Origin of the sequence: Nostoc sp. 'Peltigera membranacea cyanobiont' 232 (assembly GCF_002245985.1) — a bacterium.
In the GTDB taxonomy this organism is placed as follows: domain Bacteria; phylum Cyanobacteriota; class Cyanobacteriia; order Cyanobacteriales; family Nostocaceae; genus Nostoc.
Window position 1 is genome coordinate 1 of sequence record NZ_NOLK01000003.1, and the last position, 26,448, is coordinate 26,448.

Consider the following 26,448-nt stretch of genomic DNA (forward strand, 5'->3'; position numbering starts at 1 on the left):
ACAGATATATTTGATAAATCCCAATATTTCCGACATAGCAGCGTCTGCATTCTTCACAGCCTTCAAGGAGTTTCAAAAATCTCAGCAAATCAGAGCATTTTTCTCTCACCAGAGACATAAAAGAGCGCTAATCCACACGACTATCGGTAATGACAAGTGATTGCGAAATTCTTCACGTACCTGATTAGCACTTGTCAACATCTGCGGCAAATCCTGCAATGATTGCCAGCCCACAATCATCAGAGCTTGGGTATCATTCTGTAATTCTTCACGGATCGCAGTATAAAGCGTTCTTTCTGATTCTTTGAGTTGCAGTACCTGAATCTTAAATTGGCAGATTTCACCTAACCTTTTTATCAAGCGACTCTGTAAAGCGCTGTAATTGCATCGCGCCCAAATCAACTTGAACTTTTCCACAGAAGCTTGAAGTGTCCAAGCTAGCTGCTGTAGCGAACGCTCGTTGTCTGTGGGTTCATCTGATTGACGCTGTATACTCATACAATTTTAATAACCATGAACTGCTCCCTCACTACTTAAGTCTGCTGCCTCTGCCAAAATTGGATTGACATCAAACCACGATTCACCGCCATCTCGGTATTCAAACACAAATCTACTACGTATCAGCTTTTGGTATCCTTGGTCATCGCTGACTTTCTTCTTTTGCTTAACATAACGCAGTAATTCCCACTCCTCATCTGAAATCGGCATGGTCATTTCATTGCGACGAGCGCGAATTACTTGCTCTAAGGTATTACGGGAGAGCGGAAGTGTCATTTCCTCCTGAATCCAGGTATTCAGCAACCTCAGCAAATCTCGCACATGACCACCGCTCGAACTGCACAGGCGCTTCATGGTTTCTGCACTGTCAAAGATTTCAGCACTTTGGTTTAACCGCTCATCTGGTTGCAAATCGGGAAATGCTCTAGCCAGTACCATCTGCTGCATCAACGCCATTCCCTGCTCATGTATCCTACCGTCTGGCCATTGCACTGGAACCATCGGCAATACCTTTGGGTCTTCAGGGAATCTTTGAGTTAACGTTCCGTAATCGTTGGAGAACTTCAGCGCCAGGGGCATTGTGAAAACTAAATGGCAGTTGAGCTTTGTCAAAAACTCCCCCTGATCCACAAACAAGTATTCCTGTTGCGGACGACCCCAAGGTTTAATCCGGTTATCTATGCGGTCTAGGTTATCGACTATCACCACCAATCCCTTTTTGCCCTGCTGCTTCAGTTTGGCAATCGCCGGCTCTAGCAGTTCTCGATTAATTGCTTCTAGCAGTCTAGTTTTCTGTGGCCCCAGGTATTGATTCAGTTTCTCCCGCAATTGAGGGTTACTTTTCGTCTTTGCTGTAATTTCCCCAATTCCCAGAGCGAGGGAAAACTTTTCTTTTTCAGTAGACAAACCAACGTCACCAACTGGGGTTTTTACCTTAAACCCCGTCACCTCAGAGTCTAGCGCTCTCAATGCACCTTGCAGCAGTTCATGAAATCTGTTCGGCTCATCCAGCACTATTTTCTCTAAGCTTTGGCTCACACGATGCGCGATCGCTAACAACACATCTGCAATGTCTATGTCCGTCATTTCCAAATCTTCACTGGATTCAAAATACACCACATGGAAGTCTAGCGCTTCAAGTTCTACCTGCAACCTTACTAGTTCTGTCGATTTCCCACAGCCGATATGACCTGTGAACAAGGTACAGGTTGGTTCATTGGCTTTAAAAAACGTAATTTTCTGCTTCAGCTTGCCAATAATATCACCGCCCCGCACTGAGGAGAAGTCAATGTAGTATTTCCTATCTAAGCTTTGATTGAGGTATAAAGTCCGGCTGGGGTCTGTTCTTTGGAAAAAATCTAGTAAATTTATACTCATAAAGAAAGTAATATATTCTTGCTTTGACAGCAGTTGGATTAGGGATAGCTGGACTGACAGAAAGCGAGGTGAAAAAGGGAATTGAATAAGAGGTTGTTTAAAAAGTACTTAGCTGTGATTTTAGGCACTTGTTGATCCCCCTTAACCCCGCTTAAAAAGTGGGGAAGCAGAATTCAAGTCCCCCTTTTCAAACGGGAGGAGGATGTAGAACATTTTGATACTAACAAGAGAACTTTTCAAACATCCTCTAAAGTTATTACTCACAAGGCTGTGAGCGATCGCCCCGGTAGAAGTGAACCACGAGTTCGGAAACGTCGCCCAAAAGCTTATCCCTTGATGACCAAACCCCGGCATGAATTACGCAAGCAATTGCAAACTGCTTAAACCACAAGTGTTTTGGCTTTTCTTAGTGCCATTCGGTCAAGTATATTGAAATAGTTGGTTTTATCTCTACGGTCAATCCGAATAATAGTGAGATCGGTTCTTTTGCTTAAAAGACCGCGTAGTAAGTCGGCGCTGTGCGTGGCTAAAATTATTTGGCGTTTGCTGTTTGCTTGTTCTGCAATGAACTCACCTATTCGGAAAGCTTGAGGCGGAGCAAGAAAAGCCTCTGGTTCATCGATTAGAAATACGTTTCGTTTAATCGCCAACAATGCAGTAGTAATTCCTACAAAACTTCTGATTCCATCCCCTTGATCATCCAACTTGTCATACCCCTGCATTGGCTGTCTAGCATCTCTTGGATCTGAAGGAATTAAACTAAAATCATCTCCAACTCGAAGAAGTAATCGCTGGGGTACAGTGAAATCCAACTTAATTTCTTTGCCAAAGGCACGCTTGACTAATTTTTGTATATCATTCTCTAGAGAACTTTCTGCATTATAGAAAGTTTGCAGCAGATTTGCTTCTTGTTTTTCATGGGCTGCACTAGCAGCCTCTTTCACCAATTGAAGACGGTGTTCTGTGGTGATGAATGCAACCATAGCAATACCAAAATGGTGGGCAAACAAAGATTTATTAGATAAAAATTGTGAAATTAGCTGATCTTCAAACCAAAAGTTTGCAATGACTTGGCGTTCCTCGGACAGTTCAGGAGCTAGTGTACGAAACATCCAGTTGGCATGTTCGTCTTGGTAGCGTTCCAAACTATAGGCTTCGCGTAGCTCTTGTAAATTCTGTGGGGTTGTCCACTCAACCTCGCTAACAACAATACCAGGTGGAGGTGTATTTCTTGTGGTTTTATGAGCAATGTCCTTTAAAGTACGGCTTTTTCCAGCATTGTTCGGGCCAATAATAACGGTAAGGTTTCCTGGTTGAACCTCTTCTCCATTGTTGAATACGAGCCGGGTCAGTTTGTAAATATACATTAACAATATTTTGCTTGCAGAGCGAATACTTTGCATAGTCTAACAGCTACATAGCTTTGATGACTTCACAGGTAACATTAGACTACTGTCTTCACAGATAACATCAAGAAGTATAAGTATTTATTATAGGGAAATTTAAAGAGCAAGTTAGTAGCGTGCGTTATCGCGCAGCGTAACGCACCACATCAATACATCAATTTTATTAACAAATTCAACTTAGCTTATAAACCAACTCCATTTTCAACTTCTCAATCTCCAACCTCAACTTGTCATTCTCCATCCTCAACTTTGCATTCTCCTCCCTAATCAACTCAACTTCATTCCTCTTACTCAACGCCTGATTAATCGCCAACTTCCGCATATCTAGCGAAAACCAACGCTGATAAGTTTGCGTATGAACTTGCACACTATGCCCCAAATTATCCGCCGCCGCTTTAATTGGTATCCCCAAAATATGCGCCCGAATTGCCCAAGCGTGGCGTAAATCATAGGGTTTAAAATCCAATCCTATCTTGCGAAACCACCAACTTACTCGCTGTGTTAATGCCGTTATGTCTGCATGATTAGTGTTATCTTTTTTTGCGATCGCACTTCTCAACATCTCTAAATATTTAGGATTTCTCAAATCAAAGTCCTCAATCCATTGTCTATGTAATGGTAATGCTTCTCTCTCACCAGTCTTACAATCTTTATGGACTTTCCATGTTAAATCTGCATTTTCTTCACTCAACCACCAATCAAGATCGGGATTAATAAAAAGTTCCCGTGGACGTAGACCAAAAACTGCTAACATTCCATACGTCCAGCGCCAAAGTTGCCAGCTATCTTGAACATTTTGATTAACTTGATTACCTCTATTATTTTGGTAATCTTCAAACTTAATAATTCCCTCAGATATTTCTGCATCTGTCGGTATATTTCGGGAATTATTCTCTGGCCTTTTGGAATATTTCGATAAGTCAATTTCGATGTTGAATGTCACACAAAATGCTGCGATCGCTCTAGCTGCATTATACTTAGCCCATTCCTTATCGATTTGTTCAATTGAACTTATAAAATTTTCGGCGATCGCTAAATCTTTAGGATTCGTAAATCGTTTAGTTCGTGAAGAGTAATAAAAAAAAGTATGTTCGCTTTTAGTAGTTCGTTTATGAGTTTTAAAATACTCACTTTCAAATTGTTCGAGCAATTCTCCTATAGTCTTAAATTCTTTTTTTATTGCCTCGTTACCTAAATATTTATCATTCCACTCAAAAGTTTTCCGAGCGATTAACTTCCCTAATTCATAGGCTTCTTCCTCAGCCGTTTTGAGTCCATCCAAGTTAGAGGGAATATTCAAACTGATATTGTATTGTTTTCTCCCAGTACCATTGCTATCTTTGTCTCCCGGTTTAATTGGTAACGTCGCCCGTAATTGCAGACTTCCATTCGATTCTCTAATTGTCACCTTTGCCTTTGCAGACTTCAAACGCAGATTAACTTTCTCTAATTCTAGTAGTACTTTCGTTCTCATGTGTTCTTTTTGCTGCTGTGCTTGCAGAGATGAGCAAAAAAACGGGCAATTATTTAATCGCCTTGGCTCAGGACAACATTTAGATGATGCGTGAGTCTTGAGCCGAATTATGCTGTGTTTTTAGCCTATATTTAGCCTAAAAATAAATGTGTTATCAGCGAACAATGCTTATCGCTGACACTGTTTACTGCAAACATTAAGCTGCTGAAAATAATTAAACCACCAAAAGGATTACTCCGGCCCTTATCACGGTTATGACGGCTTCGCCATCTTCGCACGTGACATGGACTTGGCACTTAACAGCCCAACCTGGGGATTAATTGGCGCTCCTTGGAATGAAAAGGCTCAGGCTAAGAAGGCTGAAGCTAAGGCTACGGCTGCCGTTTAGGGAAATGGGAGAGAGAGATAAGTAAGGATAACCTGGGGCTAAAACCCCAGGAGGGAGTTGGGAATCCAAAATTCAAAATTAAAAGATTAAAAATTCGTTTTGATTTTTGCATTTTGAATTTTGAATCATATTCCCACTCCCGCCTTAAATCTTCATTCCTCGATTAGTAAAGAATTCAGTAAGCTTGGAGATCCGAAAATGCCTCAGAATCCCGAAAAAATTCAAGATCACGTCGAGTTATTCCACCAACCAGAGTACCAACAGCTATTTGAAAACAAAAAGCAGTTTGAAAATGCTCACGAAACCGAAGAAGTACAACGGGTTGCAGAGTGGACAAAGGGTTGGGATTATCGTGAAAAGAACTTCGCTCGTGAAGCTTTAACCGTTAACCCTGCTAAAGGTTGTCAACCATTGGGAGCAATCTTTGCTGCTGTTGGTTTTGAAGGTACTCTACCTTTCGTTCAAGGTTCTCAAGGTTGCGTTGCTTACTTCCGCACCCACTTAACCCGTCACTACAAAGAACCATTCTCTGGTGTATCTTCTTCAATGACTGAAGATGCAGCCGTGTTTGGTGGTCTGCAAAACATGATTGACGGGTTGGCGAACTCTTACCAACTCTACAAGCCTAAGATGATTGCTGTCTGCACCACCTGTATGGCAGAAGTAATTGGTGATGACTTGCAGTCTTTCATCAACAACGCCAAGGAAGCTGGTTCAGTTCCTCAAGATTTCCCAGTACCTTACGCTCACACTCCTAGCTTTGTTGGTTCCCACATCACTGGTTACGACAACATGATGAAGGGAATTCTTTCTAACTTGACCGCAGGTCATAAGAAAGAAACCAGCAATGGTAAAATCAACTTCATCCCAGGTTTTGACACCTACGTAGGCAACAACCGCGAAATCAAGCGGATTGCTTCTTTGTTCGGCTTTGACTACACAATTCTAGCCGACAACAGCGACTACTTGGATTCACCAAACACAGGTGAATTCGATATGTATCCAGGTGGTACAAAGCTAGAAGATGCAGCAGATTCAATCAATGCGAAAGCTACGATCGCTCTGCAAGCACATTCTACCCTCAAAACCCGCGAGTACATCGAAAAAGAGTGGAAGCAACCAACCTCAGTTTTCCGTCCTTGGGGTATTAAGGGTACAGATGAGTTGTTGATGAAACTCAGCGAATTGAGCGGTATCCCCATTCCTGAAGAATTGGAAATCGAACGCGGTCGTGCAGTTGATGCCATGACTGACTCCCACTCATGGATTCACGGCAAGCGCTTCGCTATCTACGGCGAACCAGATTTAGTATACAGCGTAGTTGGCTTTATGCTAGAAATGGGTGCTGAACCTGTGCATATCTTGGTTCACAACAGCAACGAAGTATTTGAAGCAGAAATCAAAGAATTGCTTGCTTCTAGCCCCTTCGGTCAACATGCAACTGTTTGGCCTGGTAAGGACTTGTGGCACATGCGATCGCTGTTGTTCACAGAACCAGTAGACTTCTTAGTTGGTAACACCTACGGTAAGTACCTGTGGCGCGACACCAAGATTCCCCTCGTGAGAATCGGCTACCCCATCATGGATCGCCACCACCTACACCGCTACGCCACCATTGGTTATCAAGGTGTGATTAACCTCCTCAACTGGACTGTAAACACCCTGTTTGAAGAAATCGATCGCAACACCAACATTCCTTCTAAGACAGATATTTCCTACGACTTGATTCGTTAGAAATTGCGTAGAAACACAACGTGTTAATTAAAGGGTAAAGAAGGGGAATAGGGACTAGGGACTGGGGACTAGGGACTGGGAAAACACCCAATGCCCCATGCCCAATCCCCAATGCCCAATCCCCAACTCCCCTTTTTCTTGATAGCATTTACCCAAGGGATTTATACATGGAAACCATCAATCACACTCACGAACATACTCACACTCATCCTCATCCTAATTACCATCCACCTAATCAGAAAAAACCAGGATGGTTCAACAAACTTCTTAATCCGTTGCGGCGTGTGGTGGATGAAATTCAGGTTAAAAATAATCGCATCGCTCATCTAATTTGCCAAACAATTCCTTGTTGTTGTCCCTTTGAGCGACAAATTAAATTATTCGGGAAGTCTATTGATATCCCACCACTATGTAAACTCAATCCTTTATATGACGAATTTGTAGGATTGCGTTTCCGCGCTCTATCTTACCTCGCTGATGTATGTGGAGAGGATGTCACGAGATACATTTGTTAGTCATTAGTCATTGGTCATTAGTCATTAGTCATTGGTCATTAGTTATTGGTCATTAGTTGTTAGTTATTCAAAGGACAAATGACAAATGACAAAGGACAATTAACAATTAAGAGAAGAGAGATGAAAAGCACCCAAGGCAAAATCAACGAACTGCTGACTGAGACAGGATGCGAGCATAATCAGCACAAACAAACGGAAAAGAAAAATAAGTCATGCGCTCAACAGGCACAACCTGGCGCGGCTCAAGGGGGCTGTGCCTTTGATGGTGCAATGATTGCTTTAGTACCGATCGCAGATGCTGCTCATTTAGTCCACGGGCCGATCGCTTGTGCTGGTAATTCCTGGGGCAGTCGTGGTAGTCTGTCGTCTGGCCCGCAACTCTACAAAATGGGCTTTACGACTGACTTGGGTGAAAATGATGTCATCTTTGGCGGCGAAAAGAAGCTCTACAAAGCAATTTTGGAACTTCACGAGCGTTACCAACCAGCAGCAGTATTTGTCTACGCCACTTGCGTTACAGCCTTAATTGGCGATGATATGGATGCTGTCTGCAAAGCGGCGGCTGAGAAAATTGGTATTCCTGTTATTCCCGTCATTGCTCCAGGATTCATTGGTAGTAAAAATCTGGGCAACCGTTTCGGTGGTGAAGCTTTGTTAGAATATGTTGTCGGAACAGCAGAACCGGAACATACAACGCCCTATGATATTAACTTAATCGGTGAATACAACATCGCCGGTGAAATGTGGGGAGTCACACCACTGTTAGAAAAATTAGGCATCCGCATTTTGTCTAAAATTACGGGCGATGCTCGCTACGATGAAATTCGCTACGCCCACCGTGCCAAGCTCAACGTCATGATCTGCTCACGAGCGCTGCTCAATATGGCGAGAAAGATGGAGGAGCGTTACAACATCCCTTACATTGAAGAGTCTTTCTACGGCATTGATGATATGAATCGCTGTCTGCGGAATATCGCTGCTAAATTAGGCGACGCTGATTTACAGGAACGCACAGAAAAGCTAATTGCCGAAGAAACGGCTGCTTTAGATTTGGCACTGGCTCCTTATCGCGCTCGACTCAAAGGTAAGCGAGTTGTCTTGTATACAGGTGGTGTCAAGAGTTGGTCGATTATCTCGGCGGCTAGAGACTTGGGCATTGAAGTTGTTGCTACCAGTACTCGGAAAAGTACTGAGGAAGATAAAGCCAAAATCAAGAAGTTGATTGGCAACGACGGCATCATGCTGGAGAAAGGCAACGCTCAAGAATTGCTACAACTGGTTAAAGACACTCGCGCAGATATGCTGATTGCTGGTGGACGTAACCAATACACCGCTTTGAAAGCTCGAATTCCTTTCCTTGATATTAACCAAGAACGTCACCATCCTTATGCAGGTTATGTGGGCATGATTGAGATGGCGCGGGAATTGTACGAAGCTCTGTATAGCCCGATTTGGGAACAAATACGCAAACCCGCTCCTTGGGAAGAAGAGGAGGAAATTTAATGGCGATCGTTACTGTTTCCAATAAATCACTGACAGTTAATCCCCTCAAGCAAAGTCAAGCTTTGGGTGCAACCTTAGCCTTTTTGGGATTGAAAGGGACGATGCCTTTATTCCACGGTTCTCAAGGTTGTACTGCTTTCGCCAAAGTTGTCTTAGTGCGGCATTTCCGGGAAGCGATTCCCCTAGCTACCACAGCGATGACGGAAGTCACTACTATCTTAGGTGGTGAAGAGAATGTGGAGCAAGCAATTCTGACTCTGGTAGAAAAGGCTAACCCGGAAATTATTGGTTTATGTAGTACTGGGTTGACTGAAACTAGAGGCGATGACATTGAAGGTTTTCTGAAGGAAATCCGCGATCGCCATCCTGAATTGAATGATTTAGCGATCGTTTTTGCACCTACCCCAGATTTTAAAGGTGCGTTGCAAGATGGCTTTGCTGTTGCTGTGGAAAGCATAGTTCAGGAAATTCCTCGCGCGGGTGGACTCAGAACTGAACAAGTCACAATTTTGGCGGGTTCTGCTTTCACACCTGGGGATGTACAGGAAATCAAAGAGATAGTCACATCCTTTGGATTAGTGCCAATCTTTGTACCTGACCTTGGCGCTTCCTTAGATGGACATTTAGAGGATAATTATAGTGCGGTTACAGTCAGTGGAACTACCTTAAAACAGCTACGAGAAGTAGGTAGTTCTGCCTTTACCCTGGCATTAGGTGAAAGTATGCGAGGGGCTGCCAAGATTCTGGAAGAACGCTTTGGCACACCTTATGAGGTGTTTGGCGAACTAACAGGATTAGAACCAGTAGATGAATTTATCCAAGCATTGGCGATTCTGAGCGGTAATAGCGTACCCGAAAAATACCGCCGCCAACGTCGTCAGTTGCAAGATGCGATGCTGGACACCCACTTTTACTTCGGTGCAAAACGAGTTTCCTTAGCGCTGGAACCAGATTTGTTGTGGTCAACCGTGCATTTCCTGCAATCGATGGGAGCGCAAATTCATGCTGTGGTGACAACCACGCGATCGCACCTCTTAGAAAAACTCCCCGTTAAAAGCATCACCATCGGCGACTTAGAAGACTTTGAGAGTCTAGCAGACGGCTCTGATTTGTTGATTGGTAACTCCAATGTGGGTGCGATCGCTAAACGCCTTTCGATTCCTCTTTATCGTCTCGGATTGCCCATTTATGACCGCTTAGGTAATGGTCAATTTACTAAAGTTGGCTATCGAGGCACGATGGAAATTGTCTTTGGCATCGGCAACCTGTTTTTAGAGCAAGAAGAAGCGAGAATTAAGCGGTTTCAAGAGTTAGGAATTGTGAGCGCTGAGTTTTGAATTATTTCTTGTCAATTCAAAATTCAAAACTTTAGAGAGGAGAATTACGATGAAAATTGCCTTCACGACTAGTGACCGAGTTCATATTAATGCTCACTTTGGAGCAGCAAATGAAATTGATGTTTATGAAGTTTCAAATGAGGGATATCAATTTATAGAAACCCTCAAATTTGAAACCAACCCTCAAGAAGATAATAATGAGAGTAAACTTGCACCAAAAATTGAAGCATTAGCTGACTGCACAATTATTTATGTTGTGGCAATTGGCGGGAGTGCGGCTGCTCGTTTAATCAAGAAAGGTGTCACTCCAGTGAAGGCGCGATCGGAAGAAGAAGAAATTAGTGAAATGCTAGCCAAGCTAGTGAAAACCCTCAAAGGTAATCCTCCACCTTGGTTGCGTAAAGCTTTACAGCCAAAAACCGTAAATTTTGCTGATGAAATTGAAGACGAAGCAACAGTATGACCACAAATAATAGTGTTAACGGAACTGCTACGACTGAAGTCTTGAACTCACCTTTCCTGAAGGTACTAATCAAACAAATTCGCGGTCAAGACAGTTATGGAGTTTATCGTAGTTGGTCGGATGAGTTAATTCTCAAACCCTTTCTTGTCACCAAACAAAAGAAACGGGAAATTTCCGTTGAGGGCGAAGTTGATCCGATCACTCAAGCACGGATTATGGCATTTTTTCGGGCTGTAGCGGCTGGGATTGAACAAGAAACAGGTTTGATATCCCAGGTTGTGGTTGATTTGAGCCATGAAGGATTTGGCTGGGCGCTAGTTTTTTCTGGTCGTCTCTTGCTAGCTGTGAAAACCTTACGAGATGCTCAACGCTTTGGCTTTGACTCCCTAGAGAAATTAGCAGAAGAGGGAGAAAACTACGTCAACAAAGGTCTTGATTTGGCGAAACGCTTCCCGGAAGTTGGCAAAATTTAATTAGTCATTGGTCATTGGTCATTGGTCATTGGTCATTAGTAAAAGACAAATGGCTAATGACTAATGACTAATGACAAAGGACAAATGACAAATGACAATTGAGGAAATACAAGGACAAATCAGACGGCTGAACAGCAAAGCAGGTCAAATGAAAATGGATCTGCATGATTTAGCTGAAGGTCTGCCAACAGATTACACACAACTTATGGATGTTGCCGCCGCAACTTATGAAATCTATCGCCAGTTAGATGAACTTAAGCAACATCTCAAACAATTGGAGAATGCTAAATGACTGGAACAATTGATGAATTCAAGAAGCTCGTAGATGCAGAAGAATTTTTTCAATTCTTTAATATGTCCTACGACTTAGAAGTTGTAAATGTAAATCGTTTACATATTCTGAAAAAGTTTTCTCAATATATGCACGAAATTGATGAGAATTCTCCTGACTTAAGTCAAGAAGAGAAACTCAATCAATATTCTTTGGCTTTGCAAAAAGCTTATCAGGTATTTATCGAATCGACAGCTTACGAACAAAAGCTGTTCAAAGTGTTTAACGACAAGCCGAAAAATGTAGTCACACTGACAGAAATCACTTCTGATTAGGAGGTATAAATTGGTTAACCTAACGCCTACCGAATTAGAACGCTATCGTCGCCAAATGATGCTTCCGAACTTTGGCGAAACAGCACAGAAACGCCTAAAGTCAGCGACGGTTTTGGTTACAGGTGTGGGAGGATTAGGCGGAACGGCGGCGCTTTACTTAGCAGTAGCGGGCGTTGGGCGGCTAATCTTAGTCCGGGGTGGTGACTTGCGGCTAGATGATATGAATCGTCAGGTTCTTATGACTGATGATTGGGTAGGTAAGCCAAGGGTATTCAAAGCTAAAGAAACTCTGGATGCGATTAATCCTGATGTCCAAGTGGAAGCTGTTCATGATTACATCACCCCGGAAAATGTAGATTCGTTAGTGCAATCTGCTGATATGGCTCTTGATTGCGCCCACAACTTTACAGAGCGCAATTTGTTAAATGAAGCCTGTGTGCGATCGCGTAAGCCAATGGTGGAAGCCGCAATGAATGGGATGGAGGCTTACCTGACGACGATTATTCCTGGTGTGACTCCTTGTTTATCTTGTCTGTTTCCAGAGAAGCCTGATTGGGATCAGCGCGGCTTTTCAGTTCTAGGCGCTGTTTCTGGGACACTAGCTTGTCTAACAGCACTGGAAGCTATCAAGTTGATCACCGGGTTTAGTCAGCCTCTGTTATCGCAATTGCTGACAATCGATCTGAATCGGATGGAATTTGCTAAACGCCGTTCTCACCGCGATCGCTCTTGTCCAGTATGCGGCAATAGTGCGCCTTGGAGACACGCACAATCCAATTCGATGGAACCTACAGGGATTGCACAAAATAGTCATTAGTCATTGGTCATTAGTCATTAGTGAATAACAAATGACGAAGGACAACTGACAAATGACAACCCACACCTGAAATCAGAACAACCAATCGCTACAAATCAGGAGACTTAATGGCCGTTATTTTATCAGAAAAAGCAGAATTTCATCTGCGGGCATTCCTCAAAGGTTCAGCACCCGATGCTAATGGCGCAACTAAAGGTGTCCGCATCTCGGTAAAAGATGGTGGTTGCAGTGGCTATGAATATGCAATTGATATCACCAGCAAGCCCCAACCAGATGATTTGGTAAGTCACCAAGGCAAAGTAGTAGTTTACGTTGATGCCAAAAGTGCGCCGTTATTAGACGGAGTTATCGTTGACTTCGTTGAGGGAGTGATGGAAAGCGGTTTTAAATTCATCAACCCCAATGCAACTGATACCTGCGGTTGTGGAAAGTCCTTCAAAACAGACGACGGTACGCCTACTGGTGTACCTTGCAGCTAACATCATTCCGTTAGCGCCAAGTTTGATTGTAGAGGCTTTCTGTAGATCCGGTAAGCGTTCGCGGAGCGTCTCTAAGAGTTGCCATGCCGCAGGCTTATCGCCCCATCTTGAATTATCTTCTAATTCGCTTTGCATCCCTTAACCCTATAGAGAAGCTGACTTTAGCATCTCCGTAAGAAAGAGGGGAGCAAAAAGTAGGATAGGTTGCTCAAAAACTTCGGAAATTAAACCAACTGTATAACGTTTGAGGAGAATCGAAAAATGGCTTCCTACCAAGTTAGATTAATCAACAAAAAAGAAGACATCGATACAACAATTGAAGTTGATGAAGAGACTACCATTTTAGAAGCAGCAGAAGAAAACGGTATTGAATTGCCTTTTTCTTGTCACGCAGGTTCTTGCTCTAGCTGTGTAGGCAAGGTTGTTGAAGGTGAAGTTAATCAAGAAGATCAAAACTTCCTGGATGACGATCAGGTTTCTAAAGGATACGCTCTACTTTGTGTAACTTATCCTCGTTCTAATTGCACAATTAAGACACATCAAGAAGCATATCTTGTCTAAAATATTACCTTGGTTGCTACCTTTGACAACCAAATAAAATATGAAGGATGAAGGATGAAAATATGCTTCATTCTTCCCTTCATAATTCCTAATTTAGAATTAAAATGTTTACTCCCTTTAATGTGTCTGGCTGTTCATTAGAATTATTGAGAACAGGAGAGCGAGGAATCGTCAGTTTCTGTAAAACTCAGGATGAAACAATCTTAAAAAAACTGATATCAATAGGGGTAATACCAGGAGCCACTATTACTTTAGAACAACAATTTCCATTATTACTTATTAAAACAGGAAACACATTTTTAATGCTAGATATAGAAAGTGTCCGCGCTATTTATGTCCGTATTATTGATAATTAAATTAATTAATATTTATAAGAATATTCTCTTGTCCAAATAATTTTTACTTCGTAATTAAGAGTTTACAAAGCAAGAATTCATTACAACTACGACTTACACATCAAGTACACAATGTAGGGGCAATTCATGAATTGCCCCTACATTGCCTTTTCGCGTAAGTCCTTTTATAGACATGAATGCAATTTGGTATTAAAGATAGAGCCGCTTGCAAGAAAAGGCAACTTACCTATTTTCTACTCAATAGCAACTATTACATCTGATGATTTAATCACGGCATAAGCCTGCTTGCCTTCTGCAAGTCCCAGCTTTTCTGCTGATGATTTTGTGATTATTGACACTAACTCTACTCCTGGTGCAATTTCTAAAGTTACCTCAGTATTAACTGTACCAGGCACAACTTTCTTTACAGTACCTTTGAGAGAATTACGAGCGCTAATTTCCATGTTTCGTTTGTGCTTTACTTATTTATACCTAAACAAACTAGCAAATTTGGCTTGAAAAAGGAAATTATTTGAGATTTCTTAATAACTTTCAGGGGTATCAAAGTAAAACTCAGCGTCATATCTCTATTTTATTAAACACAAGATTCAATAGAAACGTGACATCAAATTTGAGCAAGATAAAACTATAGGCTTGAACAAATTATCAAAACTAAGCAAACTTACGTAATAGTGTAGTAGTGACTGACTATTTACGCAAAAAGTCTATTTGCTATTAGTCTAGATTTTGAAATAACATTGTAAGAAATACTGCATTTTAATTGTATTTAAATATTTATCTTAGATATATTTGGGGATCTTTATAAATGATTCATAATTCAAACTTATCAGGGTGATAATATATAACTAAGCTAAATTGTTGCTAGTTAACTTAGTACTCAAGTAACCCAAAATTAAATTACTAGGTGAAGGCGAGGAGTAGGGAGTCGGTAAAAGATTTTTTCGTTTTACCAAACTTTTGAATACCTAGAGAACTTATTTTGGTAAATTACTAGACTTTAGCTACTTGTATAGCATTTAAAAAATGGTGGGTAATTCCCACCATTAAGTTTTCCAAGCATAAAATTGCTTAGGGAATACTTAATAGTGTGACGTTTAAAGAATAATTATGAGTGAGTTAAACAGACAGGAACTGAGTAAAGAAACAATCCAATGGCTAATAGCAAAAGGCTATAATCGTGGGGATTTGAATCAACCAGAGGAAAATGGTGATACAGCTTTGATGAAGGCTACAAGAGAAGGAGTTTATGCAGTCGTTAAAGAACTGATTGATGCAGGTGTGGATATCAATGCTAGAAATAGCGATCGCAACAATGCTTTGTGGTTTGCTTGTTTTGGTAATCACTATGATTTAATTAATTTGCTGCTGGCTGTCAATATTAACATTGATAACCAAAATGATAATGGTGCAACTGTTTTAATGTACGCAGCTTCAGCCGGAAAGACAGAAGTCCTCAAGTTACTTTTACAGCATCATCCTAACTTATATTTGAAAAATTTAGACGACTATAAAGCGATAGATTTTGCCAGCAATGTAGAAGTTTTAAGGATACTTAAAAATGCTATCAAGTCAGATATCGGGCAAAGCCTATCATGATGCTACCAAGCATTCTTACTTATCTGTACAACTCGATCCAAATTATGTAGATGCTTCAACACAGCCATCTTCATTTAAAGTTTATCCCAAGTTTTATCGGAGAGTGAAATTAAATCTCAATAATCCTGTTCATGCTTTTATCTCGTTAACCAGTGCAATAACTCTGGAAAAAGTATATAAAGATGGCCCTTATAAACTGCGGGTGAATCCATCAGCAGGCGCTTTGTACCCGACGGAAGTTTACGTACAGGTTCGCAGTGTTGAGGGAATGGTAGATGGTATATATCATCTAGAAGTTGAGAATAATTGTCTAACTCTCATCTATGAATTAATTGATGATGGTTTAGAGAGTTATATTATACCGGGTAAATGTATCAACGGATTCATCTTTTTTATTAGTTGTGTTTATTATAGGTCTAGCTGGAAATATCAAAATAGAAGCATCAGATATTGCTTTTTAGATAGCGGACACCATTTAGGTGCAGTTGCAGCTTCAGCTTTTCTCCACAACCGAGATATACAACTAATTTTTGACTTTGATAAACTCACTCTCAATTCAGATTTGGGATTTGAGAATAAAGAGTTTATTACTGCTTGTGCGGTGTCAGGAGAAATACAAGACAAAAAAATCAGGCGGTTGAGGCTGAAAGTTCCTTTTGTTTCCGGTACTGATTATTTTGAATCCAATCAATTTATTGAAGATGCCTATCAAGCAACTACTCTACAAAAGAGTCGCCAGCAGAAATTAGAGTATTCTCAATTTGACTTTAACAAGGATAAATTTTATCAAGTTGTTTGGGATAGACGTTCTATTAGACGTTTCCGGAAAGAGTCTATTTCTCAAGAAGACTATTTATATATAGTGCAGCAACTTGAGAAGTCAATACCGACAGAAAACTATGAGGAAATAGAAATTTACTCAGTCGTGCATCGAGTAGAGGGAATGACACCTGGGTTATATAAAGGTACGTATCTGGTTAAAACTGGTAATTTTAGTGAAAAGACGGGTTACTTATGTATTAATCAGGCTATTGCTAAAGATAGCGCTGTAACTTTATTTTTTGTGTCAGATTATTTAAACTATCAAACTGCTATGCAAGTAGCTGGTTTTCTCGGACAGAGACTTTATTTAACTAGTAATTATTTGGGGATTCAGTGTAGTGGAATAGGTGCTTATTATGATGATGAAACCAAGAAATTATTAGAAACAAATAAAGATGTACTTTATGGAATGGTGATTGGAATATAAGCAGGAAGCTAAAGAGAGATGGCTAGAAATATGTATTACTTTAATAGTGATGACTCACATCCTATACAACCGACCTCGGCAGATATTATACTGCGACAGCAACTAGAGGATTCTATTAGTAGATACTTTTATGAAGCTTGCGATCGCACTATTCAAAATCTTCTGTCTGATTGTCGGTGGTATGTCACAACCCACGCCAATGCTCTAACATTGGTAATTGAATGTCCCGATCAAGTTACTAATTGGCGTGTTCTGCAAAAAATTGTGCCAATGGGGACATTGCTACATGGAATTGTTAGCAGTGCTAAAATCCGTGTTTGTCCGCCAGAAAGTCAAGGCGTACCTTTTGAAATGAGGGTAGATGAACTTTCTGTTTATCGGGATTGGGCGTGAGAGAATAGTTAGGAGTTAGGAGTTAGGAATTTCTACTCATTATTCTGTTTGATAAGTGCAGCTACCTCTTCAAAAACTAAATCGGCAGAATGTTTGATAGCAGGACTTAATTCTAGTCCCAAGGCAAGATTTGCAGCTTCAATTAAATAAACTGTGATATCTTCGGGAAAGTCATTCTGAAAGATTTTCCGTCCTGCGGCTAAAGCATTATCCCAGCGAAAATCATGTAAGTTATAACTTGGTTCTGGTAAAGCTTCTAGTTCTTTTCCTGGAACTTTAAACACAGCACCAGGCTCAGAACCTGTTGAACTTGCATCAATAATTACTAATTGTTTACTACCTCTAGCTTGAAACATTACTTCCATCCCTGCGGTGCCACAGTCATATACACGCACATGAGGATGAGGATTTTCAGCTAGATATTTTTGTAAGCGTTGAGCAATGATTACACCTACTGCGTCGTCACTGCGATTGAGATTTCCGCAACCAATAATAGTTAGCATGGGATGAGATTTATAACCTCACTTTCGACATCTAGAATCATTAAAATAATACACTTTAAACTTTTACAAAGATACTTTTCTAAACCTATGTCCATCTGGTTCTACAACTACAAATGCGCCTACCAATTCGACTTCTGAGTAAGTTTCTATAACTCGTACCAATTCGTTATGAACGTTATTCACAGTTGTAGGTAAGATTCGGAGATAGATGACTCCAGATCCCATTGCTCTAACAAAAACAAGATTTCCATAGTCTCTATCTCGCGTAATGAGAATACGGTTTTGTTCCTGTGCTGTTCTAAGTATTTCTTCATCACTTGCTTGCGAAAGACCAATCTGAGCAACAAGAACGACATCATATCCGGCATCAACTAGAAATCTTGCTGTTACCGCATACACATCTTGATCTAGTAATAATCTCATGCTGAAATAGACACTAGGCGAATGTCTTCAGCCGCCACTAAAGCGATCGCATATCCTAAGCAGGCACGAATATCTTCAATTTGTAGATCTGGATAGTAGTCTCGGATAATTTCTTCAAATGAAAGTCCGTCATTGAGCAGTTCAAGAATGCTTTGTACAGTGATGCGTGTTCCTGCAATGCAAGGTTTACCGAAATGAATCTGAGAGTTAACTACGATTCTGTCCATTTAACTATAAACTAATAATATGTTTCCTAAATTATAAAATAAAAAGTCACACTGTATCTATAAATGCAGTGAAAGATACTTTAAAGGTTAAGGTCATAGTAAAGGTATAAAATTAAGAGTAACTCATTATCAAGCTTCTGCTGATTGTGATTATTTCGAGTTATTGCCATAATCTGCAAAATAGGAGGCTCTGACTTATGAGATAGACAAAGCCTCTGAAAATAGTTTATCAGTAGGAGTTAGAACTCTACACCATGTTTCTTGGCGATTTCATTCAGTTTATCATACTGATCTTGTGATACTTTAGTTAATATCTCTTCAGCCTGTTCTCTAGTACTTCCTTCTTTAGGAATTAAGTACTTGATATAAAGAGACACAAAATCAGCTGCGATCGCTAAACCAGATAAAGCATGTTTGTCTGCTTCCTTACCAGCGATCGCAGCTACCAAACCGGCTTTAATTGGGTCTGGTTTAACTTTCATGAACTGCTCAACAAGTTTGGGAACGTAGTCTGCTGGTGGCAAATTATCTAACTTACTTCTATCGGGAGTAAAGTTACATTCTGCGGCTTTTGCCTGTTCTAAAACACACCATTCTATGTATTCTTGCAATGCTGCATCGGGAACGCGAGGGAGATAATTATGTAGCGCTAAATCAGACACAAGCTTACCGTGTAAATTGCTGTTTTATGCAAATGCATTAACGCAAGCCTAACGCACTGTTTCTATAAGTTTTAGTGTGTTACGCTACGAGTTTTGAATATAATTCATTGGGTATAGTCCATTGGTTATCATGACATTTTTGCCAAATTAAAAGAGTTGGTGGGGCGATGTCTCCGACGGGCTACGCCTACGCATTTGTGATGTTGTCTATTTGTGTAGACAAGGGCACACTATAAGAAAGGTATAAATATATGATTTGTTCATGGAACCTACTTTACACAAAGGGCAACTAATCAGATGGAATGACGATCGCGGGTTTGGTTTCATACAACCAGATGATGGTAGTCAAGAAGTCTTTTTACACATTACGGCATTGAAAGACGTTAACTGTCGTCCCCAAATTGGTGATTTCATTTGTTATCAATTAACAGCTAGTAAAGATGGCAAAGTACGCGCTTATAATGCTTCTATTGAAAGAGTTACATCAAAATCTTCATCTTCTAGTGCACCAAATAAGTCTATATCCAGAAATGTAGACAAATCTACATCATTAGTATTACAGACATTACTTCTATCTTTACTACCTGGGTTGGGTTCAATCCATCTTGCACTAACAACTGGCAACCCAATTCCTCTAATTCTTTATCCTGTCATGAGTTTAATTACCTTTGGACTATATGCCGATGATAAGTCTCGCGCACAACAAGGACGATGGAGAACGCAAGAAAATACTTTACATCTATGCGAATTTATGGGTGGTTGGTTAGGTGCATTTGTTGCTCAACAGAAGCTACATCACAAAAGCAGCAAAGTTTCTTATCAAGTTGTATTTTGGGTAATAACAATTCTTCACATTGTATTTTGGTTAGATTGGCTATTTTTTGGTAGGGCGTTGATAAATCTGTTTTTCAGTATTGCTTCTAGAGGGTAATTGAGTCAACCGCCTTCAAATGCTGCCAAAATTTCTTCTGGTAAAGGCGCGTTGAAGTCATCTGGCACTACAAAACGCCCTTTATCTTGCCCTTAAACTATTGAGTCGATTTGATGAGGTGCGAAACAGAACCAACTTGGCGATCGGAATATCTCGGTTGCAAATAATGATTTCTTCTCCAAGTTCTACGCGCGACAACAGCTTTGAGAGATTCGTTTTAGCTTGATGAATATTTACAGTTTCCATAAGATTAAACTAAGTCTGTAAACTAAGTTTAGTGTGGTTGTCATAGTGAAACAAGGGCGATGTCTACGACAGGCTATTCGGTGTCGCTCAGTTGGATAACGGATCTAGTAAGCTATAAGTAAGCCTGGTTGGATAAATGGAGCGCGAAACATGACACTCAGTGAGCTACTTCCTGCTGTTCGCAAACTGTCTGTATCAGAAAAACTTAAGCTAATCCGCATTTTGGCAGAAGAATTGGATACTAACGAAGATATTTCGCCTTTAGAACCGTTTAAAACCTATGATTTGCCTACACCTTACAATTCATTTGGTGCCGGTGAAGTTCTTATGCAGGCATTGAAACAGACAGATCAAATGCGATCAGATGCGATTTAAATACTCGACTATTGATACTTCTCAAAATGAGTTTGACAGTTTGCCACGGATTCCACTGCGTCTTTGTCTAAGTGATAAAACAGTTGAAGCTCTTGGATTAGTGGACAGTGGTGCAACTGTAAATGTCTTGCCCTATGAAATTGGTATTGAGTTAGGTGGGGTTTGGGATGATAGCAGGGCAATTATTCAATTAGCAGGCAACCTGAGCAATATGCCAGCAATGCCATTCTTTGCAAACGTTGAGATCGGTAACTTTGCGCCGGTTCAACTGGTATTCGCTTGGGTGAGAAGAGCGAATGTACCCTTAATTTTTGGACAGACAAACTTTTTCCTAGAGTTTGATGTGTGTTTCTACCGTTCTAAACTGGAATTTGAGATCGAACCAAAATCTGAGTAAGAAATATAGATTTGTCTTTTGGGCGATCAGTTAATATGTTTTTAGCGCTAGTGAGTAACTGGAAGCAGAGTGAGAGATACCTTATGAGTTTGTACACCCATTGGACTTGTTTTAATTGTCGAAAGAGTTTTCGTGGTCTTTCAACATCCAAATCTAAAACTGAAGGTTTGATAACAAAACGTAAATGTCCTGAATGCAGAGAGGAACTATACAATTTTGGTATATATTTTCAGCCACCGCGTCGCCAAGCAAAAAAAGCTTGGGCAATCATAGAACTATTGGCTAAAAACGGTTATAGGTTTCAAACAGAAGGCAGTACAGTCTACATCAATACCTTTATTCTAGCTGGTAACAAAAGTCGTTATGAAGATGTACGCCAGCGCATTGAATTTGAGAAACAGTCGCAAACTGATAACCAAATAAAAGCAAAGATTGATTTTTATAAACAAGAAAAGCGTCTTCGTTATTAAAACAAACTTGAGATATACAATTAAATTGCTAGTTGCTAGCTATTGTGTAGGATGCAATAGTGATGAGCTAATAGCTAATCAGATAATAATTAGCTATTAGCATCTTTTAAGCTGTCCGAAAACGCGCTAGTTCTTCACCCGTCTTAGCATCATGGGCGTGGACTGTACACACTAAACATGAATCAAACGATCGCGCCACATGCCCAACTTCCACCGGATCGCTAGAATCGTAAATGGGTGTCCCAATTAACGCTTCTTCAATTGGGCCACGGATTCCATCACCGTCACGAGGGCCAATATTCCACGTACCTGGGGCAATAACTTGGTAATTTTTAATCTTACCGCCCTCTACTTCCACCCAGTGAGATAAGGAACCCCGCGCTGCTTCCGTTGCACCCCAGCCACGACCATCTTTTTCTTTAGGTTTGATATACCAAGGGTCGTTTAATTTGAATTCGCGTAAACAGTGTTCAGCTTGACGATATAACTTGACAATTTCGTGAACTCGTGCTAGTTGACGCACATGAATACTAGCACCACCCATTTGTTTGAAGACATCGAGGATGAAGGGGTCGTAATGTTGCCAAGATTCGCCATGTTTTCCACCGGCTACTAATTGCCGCGCTAAAGGGCCAGTTTCCAAACGTCCGAAGTCTTTGTGCAGGACTGCACTCGACCAAGAGTAGGCGTTATCGAAGTCTTTGGTATTGATTGCAGTCGGTTTAGTGGTGCGATCGCTAGGATGAATATTTTCTGTCCCTTCATCGTACCAAGAGTGAGTTGTATTCTCGCGGGTAAATGACTGATCCATTAAAACGTGAGTGTCTGCGAAACTGTCGTACACTCCACTTTTCATAATCATCGCCGCATTTCGTCCTTCGATAGTCGGCTTTTGGTATTTATCTTCATGGGCTAAATATCCCCAAGTGACATATTTACCAACACCAGCGCCATATCTATCTAAACCGATATCTAAACCCATCCGCCAATAAAAACCTAAATCGGAATCTCGATGATTTCGGTCTTCATCCAACCAATTTCTAAAGTCATCATAAGTTTGGATTTGTTCGTAGCGTTCCAAAGAACAACCCAACCACACTGGTTCTAACCAATTGGTACGGAAATATTCGAGAAGCGCCCAAGCGCGGGTAATGTCTGTTAGTGTTGGGGCGCACATTACGCCACCTGGAACCATGTAACTAGAATGGGGCCATTGTCCGCCCAATAGTGCATAAATTTCTACAGGTTTAGCGGAAATTGTTATGCCTAGTTCATAAGATTTGCCTGTGAAAGCAGCAAAGCGTCTCACAGCTTCGTCATAAAAGCGACTATGGCGATATTTTTTATTGGTTAAATCAATGGCAAAGAGTCCATAGAAGTAACGGGGGATACTTTGAATTGTCTCGACAATTTGACCGAGATTTCTCGCTAAAATAGCATTACGAGGAACTTCTGTTTCCCAAGCTGTATCTAATGCCCAAGATGCACAAGTTAGGTGAGAACCGCCGCAAATTCCGCAAATGCGAGGTGTGACAATTAATCCGGCTTGGGGGTCTTTACCGCGTAGGATAACTTCAAATCCGCGAAATAGTTCAGCATGTGTCCAAGCGTTGACTACCCGCCCATTCTCAATATCGACTCGGACATCTAAATCGCCTTCAACTCTACCAACAGGCGATATATCTAATGATTGAATTGTCATTTGTCATTTGTCCTTTGTCATTTGTCATTTGTCATTTGTCATTTGTCATTCGTCATTGGTAATTATTCACTCGCCTCCCTGTAAAATGGTCGAAATCCTTGATTTATTGTTGAGGTGAGTGTGAAACAGTTATAGTTTTCAAGACGCGATAAATCGCCGTCTCTACAAGTGTTTTGTTGCTCATTCTGAACTGTATTGGGTTACAGTCATTGGTCAAATCATAAAAGACTAATGACTAATGACCAATGACTAATGACTAATGACTAAACTGTAAAAAAGTCTTCTTCTGCCCAAGGTGGTGCTGCATCTTTGGCAACCATTGTGAGTAAGGCGTAGTCTTTTTTGTTAACCCCTGGTGGTAATTCTTTGGGAACTCCCATGACTGTTTGGGTTTTAAATACAGTTCCCGGTTTGAGGTCAAAGAAGGGAAATTCTGGTTCTGTGCAACCTAAACAAGGCATTCCGGCGCGAGTTTTAGATGAGACGCGGTTCCATAAGATGCGGTTGCAGGAAGAATGAGTCATGGGGCCGCGACAACCCAAGTCGTAGAATAAGCAGCCTTTACGCTGACCAAATTCGGCAGTTGAGGCTTTGTAGGCAAAGTGGACGTTGCGGGTACAACCTGTTTGGGTATAGGTGTTGAAGAAAGTTTGGGGACGATTTAGTTCATCGAAAGCAATGTCTGCTATGCGTCCAGTAGCGATCGCAACTAATATCTGCGTAATCCAGTCGGGATGGGCGGGACATCCGGGTATATTAATTACAGGTAATCCGGCTTGGGATACGAAATCTTTCCCTAAAAAACCGCCTTCTTGACGTTTGAGAAATTGCAAACCTTCTGATTCGCTGGGGTTGGGTGACATGGCGGGGATTCCTCCCCAGGTTGCACAGTCTCCCACCGCGACGATAAATTGAGCAACTTTGGCGAGGTCTAATAACCAATCCTTCATGGCGCGATCGGCGAACCGATTCCATTCGCCAGTACCGTTAGGGGCGTTAACAACACTGCCTTCAAATACCAAGATATCTAAGGGAATTTTGCCAGAAATGCAATCCCGCAGCAGTGTTTGTAAGTTGTTGCCTAGTTCCACCCCCAAGGAGGGATGCCAAAGTAAATTGATGCCAAAGTCGGCAATTAAATCGCAGACTGTCGGTTCTTCGGCGTTGAGAAATGACATGGTGTTGCCTGAACAAGCACCACCTTGTAGCCATAGTACGTTAGTCATCGGCTAGGTATTTTTGTATTGTTTCCCATGCATGATGTAGGTGATAATGCTTGCCAAGTTTCACCTGTTTATCAATATTTGTTTTTCAATAGTAAGATATTTTTTTATTTAATTCTCTTTCATTAAAAAAGAATTAATCATTAATAATAGCTTAGGTTTGATTAAGATTATTTTAAAGGGCTATGTCTGTTATATATGTAACATCTTTAAAAAATAAAATTGTCTTTTGATTTTAATTCCTCGCATTCAATAACATAAACATACTTAGTTTCTTGCGGTTAAAGCTCTGAAATTATTAATAACAATTATTGCCAAGTATCAATCTGTACGAAAGGATGAATATTTTAAGCCAATACAGTTCAGATAAGCCAAAAACCCTCATGTAGAGACGCGATTTATCGCGTCTTCAAATACCAATTATCTACACCAATAACCCTTAACTGAACCGTATTGTATTTTAAGCAGTCAGATTTTAATGCAATAACCAAGTCAAATTCAGGAAAATATTGGAGTGCAAAGTCTTGCACCCCGTCAGCTATCAGTTTTTTTAGGATTTTGGTTGTGCAGCTTGCCTAACAACTTGTTCGTCAAAGCCTAACGCTTGAGCTATCTGCTCAATACTGAAACCAAACGCTAATAAGTGCGGTATCACTTCTAACTTAGCTTCTTGCTTACCTTCTTGTTTAGCTTCTTCAAAAACTTCTTGCCTACCTTCTTTTTTACCTTCTTCAAAAACATCTTGGAAAAATCTAGTTTGCCTCAAGTCATTTAATTCAAACATTTTTCCAATTTCCTCCTGACTCAATCGCGGCAACTTGATTAATATCGTCTCTATTAAACGCACTGTTAATCATTCACGCACCTTATTGTTTTAGGATTTCGGTTGTGCAGCTTGCCTAACAACTTGTTCGTCCAAACCTAATACTTGAGCTATCTGCTCAATACTTAAACCCAACGCTAATAACCGGGGTATCGTTTCTAACTTACCTTCTTGCCTACCTTCTAGTTTCCCCTTTTGCTCACCTTCTGCAAAAACATCTTGGTAAAATCTAGTCTGCTTTAACTCATTTGATCCAAACATTTTTCCTATCTCCTCCTGGCTCAATCGCGGTAACTTGTAGATTAATATCGTCTCTATCAATTGTATAATTTCTCTAATAGTAGCGACATCTAAAATTTGCTGTCGGGCAATGTTTACTATCTCTACAGCTTTTGTTGTCGCCGTTGATTCGGGTTCGATGATGAGTTTAACTGTCTCTATACCGATTGATGATGCCTCAATTGAGCTTAATTCGTCGAGATAGACGCGAGTTACTCGTTGGAAGTTGAGTAATTCTGTATATCTTTCGGTATCTCCAGTATCAACGCTACGGTTGGGGAAGATGACAACACCCCGCCAATTGTTGGTTAATTCAGTTTTGTCAAGATAGTTAAAGATTTCGGTAAATAAACGTGAGTAGAATTTTTTGTCTGGTTGAAATTGCACTTCGGCAAAATAAATCGGTAAGTCTGGCGTATTTGGGAGAAAGACACCATCGATTCTAAATGCCAGTTGTTTGACTTCTACTGAAGAAAATTGGTAAGCACTAGCTAGTTGGGGTGGTTGGTTGATCAGTTCAAAGAATGTACTGGGAATACTCTGAAAAATTCGATAGAAGATACTGTCTGTTTTCAAAGGAGCTTGTTTTACAGTTGATGAATATATTTTACACAACGACTAACCCGTGGCAACTATTTTGAGTACACTAAATATTATGTATGTCAGCAATTCAATAAAAAATATTTAAATTGTATACGACGATGATACAAAAAGGATTTAAAAAATATTAGGTGTTTAAAGCTGACATTAATATTAGCAATTTCCCCCTAGAGTTTTAGAAGTAGGGTGTTTTATAGTATTTTATTGAGTATAGGGCATTGAGCATTGGGGATGAAGTTTCTTTCCTATTCCCTAGTTCTTAATCTTTGGCCCTAGTCTCAAACGAAAAAGGGGAATTCCGCCTAAAGGACTCGAAGCCTGCGTAAATCAGTATGGCCCGTGATGAAATGCGTCATGGGTGT

General features: G+C 40.6%; 31 protein-coding genes and 3 pseudogenes. 20 read left to right on the forward strand and 14 right to left on the reverse strand.

Going from position 1 to position 26,448, the window contains the following annotated elements; genetic code table 11:
• Nucleotides 1–105: 105 nt before the first annotated feature.
• The 4 genes and pseudogenes from CDG79_RS01590 to CDG79_RS01610 form a co-directional block, all read right to left on the reverse strand.
• Nucleotides 106–498 (reverse strand): hypothetical protein, encoded by a 393-nt coding sequence (locus CDG79_RS01590; RefSeq protein WP_094339947.1) that lies wholly within the window; start codon nucleotides 496–498, stop codon nucleotides 106–108.
• A gap of 6 nt (nucleotides 499–504) precedes the next feature.
• Complete coding sequence (locus tag CDG79_RS01595) at nucleotides 505–1,875, reverse strand: AAA family ATPase (RefSeq protein WP_094339948.1); 1,371 nt, start codon at nucleotides 1,873–1,875, stop codon at nucleotides 505–507.
• A gap of 380 nt (nucleotides 1,876–2,255) precedes the next feature.
• A complete protein-coding gene (locus tag CDG79_RS01605; protein WP_189524845.1) occupies nucleotides 2,256–3,242 on the reverse strand; it encodes an AAA family ATPase in 987 nt (328 codons plus the stop codon).
• 211 nt (nucleotides 3,243–3,453) lie between these two features.
• Nucleotides 3,454–4,797, reverse strand: a pseudogene (locus CDG79_RS01610) (site-specific integrase); the annotation flags it as partial.
• Between the two features lie 178 nt (nucleotides 4,798–4,975).
• Between CDG79_RS01610 and CDG79_RS45345 the strand changes: the two are divergent.
• From CDG79_RS45345 to CDG79_RS01675, 13 genes and pseudogenes are all read left to right on the forward strand, one after another.
• A pseudogene (locus CDG79_RS45345) lies at nucleotides 4,976–5,143 on the forward strand (nitrogenase molybdenum-iron protein alpha chain); the annotation flags it as partial.
• A gap of 198 nt (nucleotides 5,144–5,341) precedes the next feature.
• Nucleotides 5,342–6,877, forward strand: coding sequence for a nitrogenase molybdenum-iron protein subunit beta (gene nifK, locus CDG79_RS01620; protein WP_094339952.1), 1,536 nt, complete (start codon nucleotides 5,342–5,344; stop codon nucleotides 6,875–6,877).
• A gap of 167 nt (nucleotides 6,878–7,044) precedes the next feature.
• Nucleotides 7,045–7,392 carry a Mo-dependent nitrogenase C-terminal domain-containing protein gene (locus tag CDG79_RS01625; protein ID WP_094339954.1) on the forward strand — a complete coding sequence of 116 codons (348 nt, stop codon included), beginning with the start codon at nucleotides 7,045–7,047 and terminating at the stop codon, nucleotides 7,390–7,392.
• Nucleotides 7,393–7,512: 120 nt separating this feature from the next.
• Nucleotides 7,513–8,895, forward strand: a complete 1,383-nt coding sequence (nifE, locus tag CDG79_RS01630; protein WP_094340168.1) for a nitrogenase iron-molybdenum cofactor biosynthesis protein NifE — start codon at nucleotides 7,513–7,515, stop codon at nucleotides 8,893–8,895.
• Nucleotides 8,895–10,232, forward strand: a complete 1,338-nt coding sequence (gene nifN / locus CDG79_RS01635; RefSeq protein WP_094339956.1) for a nitrogenase iron-molybdenum cofactor biosynthesis protein NifN — start codon at nucleotides 8,895–8,897, stop codon at nucleotides 10,230–10,232. Before nifE ends, nifN begins: the two co-directional genes overlap by 1 nt.
• Before the next feature lie 49 nt (nucleotides 10,233–10,281).
• Nucleotides 10,282–10,695 carry a nitrogen fixation protein NifX gene (nifX, locus tag CDG79_RS01640; RefSeq protein WP_094339958.1) on the forward strand — a complete coding sequence of 138 codons (414 nt, stop codon included), beginning with the start codon at nucleotides 10,282–10,284 and terminating at the stop codon, nucleotides 10,693–10,695.
• Nucleotides 10,692–11,168 carry a NifX-associated nitrogen fixation protein gene (locus CDG79_RS01645; protein WP_094339961.1) on the forward strand — a complete coding sequence of 159 codons (477 nt, stop codon included), beginning with the start codon at nucleotides 10,692–10,694 and terminating at the stop codon, nucleotides 11,166–11,168. The genes nifX and CDG79_RS01645 overlap by 4 nt, the downstream gene beginning before the upstream one ends.
• 91 nt (nucleotides 11,169–11,259) lie before the next feature.
• Entirely contained in the window at nucleotides 11,260–11,460 is a 201-nt protein-coding gene (locus tag CDG79_RS01650; protein ID WP_094339963.1) for a CCE_0567 family metalloprotein, read from the forward strand.
• Nucleotides 11,457–11,774 carry a nitrogenase-stabilizing/protective protein NifW gene (nifW, locus tag CDG79_RS01655; protein ID WP_094339965.1) on the forward strand — a complete coding sequence of 106 codons (318 nt, stop codon included), beginning with the start codon at nucleotides 11,457–11,459 and terminating at the stop codon, nucleotides 11,772–11,774. Before CDG79_RS01650 ends, nifW begins: the two co-directional genes overlap by 4 nt.
• A gap of 10 nt (nucleotides 11,775–11,784) precedes the next feature.
• Complete coding sequence (locus CDG79_RS01660; protein WP_094339968.1) at nucleotides 11,785–12,591, forward strand: HesA/MoeB/ThiF family protein; 807 nt, start codon at nucleotides 11,785–11,787, stop codon at nucleotides 12,589–12,591.
• A gap of 107 nt (nucleotides 12,592–12,698) precedes the next feature.
• A complete protein-coding gene (locus CDG79_RS01665; protein WP_094339971.1) occupies nucleotides 12,699–13,070 on the forward strand; it encodes a HesB/IscA family protein in 372 nt (123 codons plus the stop codon).
• 261 nt (nucleotides 13,071–13,331) lie between these two features.
• Nucleotides 13,332–13,631, forward strand: a complete 300-nt coding sequence (locus tag CDG79_RS01670) for a 2Fe-2S iron-sulfur cluster-binding protein (protein ID WP_094339973.1) — start codon at nucleotides 13,332–13,334, stop codon at nucleotides 13,629–13,631.
• 104 nt (nucleotides 13,632–13,735) lie between these two features.
• A complete protein-coding gene (locus CDG79_RS01675) occupies nucleotides 13,736–13,987 on the forward strand; it encodes a FeoA family protein (RefSeq protein ID WP_094339975.1) in 252 nt (83 codons plus the stop codon).
• A gap of 233 nt (nucleotides 13,988–14,220) precedes the next feature.
• Here the strand turns inward: CDG79_RS01675 and CDG79_RS01680 are convergent, their stop codons facing one another.
• Nucleotides 14,221–14,430, reverse strand: coding sequence for a TOBE domain-containing protein (locus tag CDG79_RS01680; RefSeq protein ID WP_094339977.1), 210 nt, complete (start codon nucleotides 14,428–14,430; stop codon nucleotides 14,221–14,223).
• A gap of 664 nt (nucleotides 14,431–15,094) precedes the next feature.
• Here CDG79_RS01680 and CDG79_RS01685 point away from each other — a divergent pair.
• From CDG79_RS01685 to CDG79_RS01695, 3 genes are read left to right on the forward strand one after another with little or no spacing between them, the layout of a single operon-like run.
• Complete coding sequence (locus tag CDG79_RS01685; RefSeq protein WP_094339979.1) at nucleotides 15,095–15,583, forward strand: ankyrin repeat domain-containing protein; 489 nt, start codon at nucleotides 15,095–15,097, stop codon at nucleotides 15,581–15,583.
• Entirely contained in the window at nucleotides 15,546–16,832 is a 1,287-nt protein-coding gene (locus tag CDG79_RS01690; RefSeq protein ID WP_094339981.1) for a SagB/ThcOx family dehydrogenase, read from the forward strand. Before CDG79_RS01685 ends, CDG79_RS01690 begins: the two co-directional genes overlap by 38 nt.
• 18 nt (nucleotides 16,833–16,850) lie before the next feature.
• Nucleotides 16,851–17,225 carry a hypothetical protein gene (locus CDG79_RS01695; RefSeq protein ID WP_094339983.1) on the forward strand — a complete coding sequence of 125 codons (375 nt, stop codon included), beginning with the start codon at nucleotides 16,851–16,853 and terminating at the stop codon, nucleotides 17,223–17,225.
• 32 nt (nucleotides 17,226–17,257) lie between these two features.
• On the opposite strand, the gene CDG79_RS01700 is transcribed toward CDG79_RS01695, so the two are convergent.
• The 4 genes from CDG79_RS01700 to CDG79_RS01715 form a co-directional block, all read right to left on the reverse strand.
• The gene (locus CDG79_RS01700; RefSeq protein WP_094339985.1) at nucleotides 17,258–17,728 is read right to left on the reverse strand and encodes a hydrogenase maturation protease; all 471 of its coding nucleotides are present in this window, start codon (nucleotides 17,726–17,728) and stop codon (nucleotides 17,258–17,260) included.
• Between the two features lie 63 nt (nucleotides 17,729–17,791).
• Entirely contained in the window at nucleotides 17,792–18,151 is a 360-nt protein-coding gene (locus CDG79_RS01705; protein WP_094339987.1) for a DUF5615 family PIN-like protein, read from the reverse strand.
• A complete protein-coding gene (locus CDG79_RS01710) occupies nucleotides 18,148–18,378 on the reverse strand; it encodes a DUF433 domain-containing protein (RefSeq protein WP_094339989.1) in 231 nt (76 codons plus the stop codon). The genes CDG79_RS01705 and CDG79_RS01710 overlap by 4 nt, the downstream gene beginning before the upstream one ends.
• A 239-nt stretch (nucleotides 18,379–18,617) precedes the next feature.
• Entirely contained in the window at nucleotides 18,618–19,040 is a 423-nt protein-coding gene (locus tag CDG79_RS01715; protein ID WP_094339992.1) for a hypothetical protein, read from the reverse strand.
• 262 nt (nucleotides 19,041–19,302) lie between these two features.
• Between CDG79_RS01715 and CDG79_RS01720 the strand changes: the two genes are divergently transcribed.
• Nucleotides 19,303–19,971 carry a DUF1294 domain-containing protein gene (locus CDG79_RS01720; protein WP_094339994.1) on the forward strand — a complete coding sequence of 223 codons (669 nt, stop codon included), beginning with the start codon at nucleotides 19,303–19,305 and terminating at the stop codon, nucleotides 19,969–19,971.
• Between the two features lie 5 nt (nucleotides 19,972–19,976).
• Here the strand turns inward: CDG79_RS01720 and CDG79_RS01725 are convergent.
• Nucleotides 19,977–20,217: pseudogene (locus CDG79_RS01725) on the reverse strand (type II toxin-antitoxin system Phd/YefM family antitoxin).
• Nucleotides 20,218–20,367: 150 nt separating this feature from the next.
• On the opposite strand from CDG79_RS01725, the gene CDG79_RS01730 reads away from it, so the two are divergent.
• The 3 genes from CDG79_RS01730 (at nucleotide 20,368) to CDG79_RS01740 (ending at nucleotide 21,459) form a co-directional block, all read left to right on the forward strand.
• Entirely contained in the window at nucleotides 20,368–20,592 is a 225-nt protein-coding gene (locus CDG79_RS01730) for a hypothetical protein (RefSeq protein ID WP_094339997.1), read from the forward strand.
• Nucleotides 20,582–20,989 (forward strand): hypothetical protein, encoded by a 408-nt coding sequence (locus tag CDG79_RS01735; RefSeq protein WP_094339999.1) that lies wholly within the window; start codon nucleotides 20,582–20,584, stop codon nucleotides 20,987–20,989. Before CDG79_RS01730 ends, CDG79_RS01735 begins: the two co-directional genes overlap by 11 nt.
• 83 nt (nucleotides 20,990–21,072) lie before the next feature.
• Nucleotides 21,073–21,459, forward strand: a complete 387-nt coding sequence (locus tag CDG79_RS01740; protein ID WP_094340001.1) for a hypothetical protein — start codon at nucleotides 21,073–21,075, stop codon at nucleotides 21,457–21,459.
• A gap of 106 nt (nucleotides 21,460–21,565) precedes the next feature.
• On the opposite strand, the gene CDG79_RS01745 is transcribed toward CDG79_RS01740, so the two are convergent.
• The 4 genes from CDG79_RS01745 to CDG79_RS01760 form a co-directional block, all read right to left on the reverse strand.
• A complete protein-coding gene (locus tag CDG79_RS01745; protein ID WP_094340004.1) occupies nucleotides 21,566–23,161 on the reverse strand; it encodes a nickel-dependent hydrogenase large subunit in 1,596 nt (531 codons plus the stop codon).
• Nucleotides 23,162–23,424: 263 nt separating this feature from the next.
• Entirely contained in the window at nucleotides 23,425–24,387 is a 963-nt protein-coding gene (locus CDG79_RS01750) for a hydrogenase small subunit (protein ID WP_094340006.1), read from the reverse strand.
• Nucleotides 24,388–24,934: 547 nt separating this feature from the next.
• A complete protein-coding gene (locus tag CDG79_RS01755; RefSeq protein ID WP_189524846.1) occupies nucleotides 24,935–25,168 on the reverse strand; it encodes an Rpn family recombination-promoting nuclease/putative transposase in 234 nt (77 codons plus the stop codon).
• 90 nt (nucleotides 25,169–25,258) lie between these two features.
• Nucleotides 25,259–26,062, reverse strand: coding sequence for an Rpn family recombination-promoting nuclease/putative transposase (locus CDG79_RS01760; protein WP_094340169.1), 804 nt, complete (start codon nucleotides 26,060–26,062; stop codon nucleotides 25,259–25,261).
• Nucleotides 26,063–26,448: the final 386 nt, after the last annotated feature.

Bases quoted from the DNA above. Each gene is read 5' to 3' on its own strand.
- nifN (WP_094339956.1), top strand. From the start codon at position 8,895: ATGGCGATCGTTACTGTTTCCAATAAATCACTGACAGTTAATCCCCTC.
- CDG79_RS01690 (WP_094339981.1), top strand. From the start codon at position 15,546: ATGCTATCAAGTCAGATATCGGGCAAAGCCTATCATGATGCTACCAAG.
- CDG79_RS01735 (WP_094339999.1), top strand. From the start codon at position 20,582: ATGCGATTTAAATACTCGACTATTGATACTTCTCAAAATGAGTTTGAC.
- CDG79_RS01680 (WP_094339977.1), bottom strand. From the start codon at position 14,430: ATGGAAATTAGCGCTCGTAATTCTCTCAAAGGTACTGTAAAGAAAGTT.
- CDG79_RS01710 (WP_094339989.1), bottom strand. From the start codon at position 18,378: ATGGACAGAATCGTAGTTAACTCTCAGATTCATTTCGGTAAACCTTGC.
- CDG79_RS01645 (WP_094339961.1), top strand. From the start codon at position 10,692: ATGACCACAAATAATAGTGTTAACGGAACTGCTACGACTGAAGTCTTG.
- CDG79_RS01700 (WP_094339985.1), bottom strand. From the start codon at position 17,728: ATGCTAACTATTATTGGTTGCGGAAATCTCAATCGCAGTGACGACGCA.
- CDG79_RS01685 (WP_094339979.1), top strand. From the start codon at position 15,095: ATGAGTGAGTTAAACAGACAGGAACTGAGTAAAGAAACAATCCAATGG.
- CDG79_RS01595 (WP_094339948.1), bottom strand. From the start codon at position 1,875: ATGAGTATAAATTTACTAGATTTTTTCCAAAGAACAGACCCCAGCCGG.
- CDG79_RS01590 (WP_094339947.1), bottom strand. From the start codon at position 498: ATGAGTATACAGCGTCAATCAGATGAACCCACAGACAACGAGCGTTCG.
- CDG79_RS01720 (WP_094339994.1), top strand. From the start codon at position 19,303: ATGGAACCTACTTTACACAAAGGGCAACTAATCAGATGGAATGACGAT.
- CDG79_RS01665 (WP_094339971.1), top strand. From the start codon at position 12,699: ATGGCCGTTATTTTATCAGAAAAAGCAGAATTTCATCTGCGGGCATTC.
- CDG79_RS01695 (WP_094339983.1), top strand. From the start codon at position 16,851: ATGGCTAGAAATATGTATTACTTTAATAGTGATGACTCACATCCTATA.
- CDG79_RS01755 (WP_189524846.1), bottom strand. From the start codon at position 25,168: ATGTTTGAATTAAATGACTTGAGGCAAACTAGATTTTTCCAAGATGTT.
- CDG79_RS01730 (WP_094339997.1), top strand. From the start codon at position 20,368: ATGACACTCAGTGAGCTACTTCCTGCTGTTCGCAAACTGTCTGTATCA.
- CDG79_RS01675 (WP_094339975.1), top strand. From the start codon at position 13,736: ATGTTTACTCCCTTTAATGTGTCTGGCTGTTCATTAGAATTATTGAGA.
- CDG79_RS01670 (WP_094339973.1), top strand. From the start codon at position 13,332: ATGGCTTCCTACCAAGTTAGATTAATCAACAAAAAAGAAGACATCGAT.
- CDG79_RS01625 (WP_094339954.1), top strand. From the start codon at position 7,045: ATGGAAACCATCAATCACACTCACGAACATACTCACACTCATCCTCAT.
- CDG79_RS01705 (WP_094339987.1), bottom strand. From the start codon at position 18,151: ATGAGATTATTACTAGATCAAGATGTGTATGCGGTAACAGCAAGATTT.
- CDG79_RS01740 (WP_094340001.1), top strand. From the start codon at position 21,073: ATGAGTTTGTACACCCATTGGACTTGTTTTAATTGTCGAAAGAGTTTT.
- CDG79_RS01750 (WP_094340006.1), bottom strand. From the start codon at position 24,387: ATGACTAACGTACTATGGCTACAAGGTGGTGCTTGTTCAGGCAACACC.
- nifK (WP_094339952.1), top strand. From the start codon at position 5,342: ATGCCTCAGAATCCCGAAAAAATTCAAGATCACGTCGAGTTATTCCAC.
- CDG79_RS01745 (WP_094340004.1), bottom strand. From the start codon at position 23,161: ATGACAATTCAATCATTAGATATATCGCCTGTTGGTAGAGTTGAAGGC.
- nifX (WP_094339958.1), top strand. From the start codon at position 10,282: ATGAAAATTGCCTTCACGACTAGTGACCGAGTTCATATTAATGCTCAC.
- nifW (WP_094339965.1), top strand. From the start codon at position 11,457: ATGACTGGAACAATTGATGAATTCAAGAAGCTCGTAGATGCAGAAGAA.
- CDG79_RS01650 (WP_094339963.1), top strand. From the start codon at position 11,260: ATGACAATTGAGGAAATACAAGGACAAATCAGACGGCTGAACAGCAAA.
- nifE (WP_094340168.1), top strand. From the start codon at position 7,513: ATGAAAAGCACCCAAGGCAAAATCAACGAACTGCTGACTGAGACAGGA.
- CDG79_RS01605 (WP_189524845.1), bottom strand. From the start codon at position 3,242: ATGTATATTTACAAACTGACCCGGCTCGTATTCAACAATGGAGAAGAG.